A 1294-nucleotide genomic window follows, 5' to 3' on the forward strand; every position below is an offset into this window, starting at 1 on the left:
TTCTGCTACAGTTCTGTGTGACACTGTGCTCGCCAAATTCAACCTTTGCCTTGATCATCAAAGACTTGTCTGGTGAATTGGCTCCGGCGGTAGGGATCGAACCTACGACCAATTGATTAACAGTCAACTGCTCTACCGCTGAGCTACGCCGGAGTGTGAGCGCTCGTATAACGATGTCATGTAAGCGCGTCCAGCGGAAATTTTGATGGTTTAGTTTTCCGAGGTCGGCAAAACTCGGTGCGTCTTAGGCTCTGTGCTTTGACAACGGATGCGATCCGGCAAGAATGGCTGGACCTCTACATTCTTGAAAGCATCAAGGAGGTCAGCGGATTGGGGGCGCTTAAATTCTTGCTCAGCCTAGAAACGAAGCTTGTGACCATTCGGGACAGCCCTCGGATCTCTTATGGATGGAGCACGCTGGGCAAGTGTTGATTGATTGGTATTGGCTTTTGGTCGATTGCGACCATGTATATGGCGTCTTAATTGCAGCTTTGCTGCGCGCCTTGATGATTTTCGCAGTCGCTTTGGTCCCAATCCATGACACGCGCTCGGAGGTGCTCAGTTCCGAACTAAGGGCCGGCGCACGGGTTGCTCGGGAACTCGGTGCCCTCATCTGGACATCGATCCCGACAAACTGCAGCAGAACGCGTTCATCGAGCCGTTTAACGGCAGCCCTCGCGATGAGATTCTCATCAAAGAGGAGATCTTCGACAGCTTGGACGAGGCACGGCGAAAGCTGACCCGCTGGCGCTATGACTACAATACGGTCCGGCCGCATTCGTCTCTGGTCAACCAGACACCGCAGCAAGCGCGCCGGATACTTGTGCAATTTGAGGGCTCCGCGCCCGGCGCGATTGCACCAGACGACGAACCCGAATACCCAAATCGAACCTGCAGCCTCTCGTTGTGAATAAAGGACCGGCAGGATGGCAGATCACGATGCCGAAAGCGGGCGCCATCTACTCCATCCATGCTCATCGTTGTAGCTACAAAGCGTGCGCTGTCGTGATGTGCCCCCATCGAGTGGTCCAATTTGAATGTTAATGCATCGTCGGCCTTTGGTCTATCAGGACGATGCTTTTGGGCGCTGGGGGCCGGTATCCTAAGGCGCTGTGGGGCCTAACCGTGTTGTAGTGGCGACGCCAGCGTTCGATGAGGATCTGTGCTTCACGCAGCGTGGTGAAGACCTCGCCGTTTAATAACTCATCCCGGAAGCGGGCGTTGAAGCTCTCGCAGTAGCCGTTCTCCCAAGGTGATCCCGGGGCAATGAATGCGGTCTTCGCGCCCACGGCAC

General features: G+C 55.2%; 1 protein-coding gene, 1 tRNA gene and 1 pseudogene. 1 reads left to right on the forward strand and 2 read right to left on the reverse strand.

All coding sequences use genetic code 11. The features are described 5' to 3' along the window. Positions 1 to 78: 78 nt before the first annotated feature. A tRNA-Asn gene (locus CLV89_RS22275) sits at positions 79 to 153 on the reverse strand. 460 nt (positions 154 to 613) lie between these two features. Here CLV89_RS22275 and CLV89_RS22280 point away from each other — a divergent pair. Further along, positions 614 to 910, forward strand: a pseudogene (locus tag CLV89_RS22280) (integrase core domain-containing protein); the annotation flags it as partial. A 130-nt stretch (positions 911 to 1040) separates the two neighbouring features. Here the strand turns inward: CLV89_RS22280 and CLV89_RS22285 are convergent. After that, on the reverse strand, positions 1041 to 1294 hold a 254-nt coding region (locus CLV89_RS22285), incomplete at its 5' end, for an integrase core domain-containing protein (protein ID WP_133166708.1).

Origin of the sequence: Tritonibacter scottomollicae, assembly GCF_003003215.1 — a bacterium.
In the GTDB taxonomy this organism is placed as follows: Bacteria; Pseudomonadota; Alphaproteobacteria; order Rhodobacterales; family Rhodobacteraceae; genus Epibacterium; species Epibacterium scottomollicae.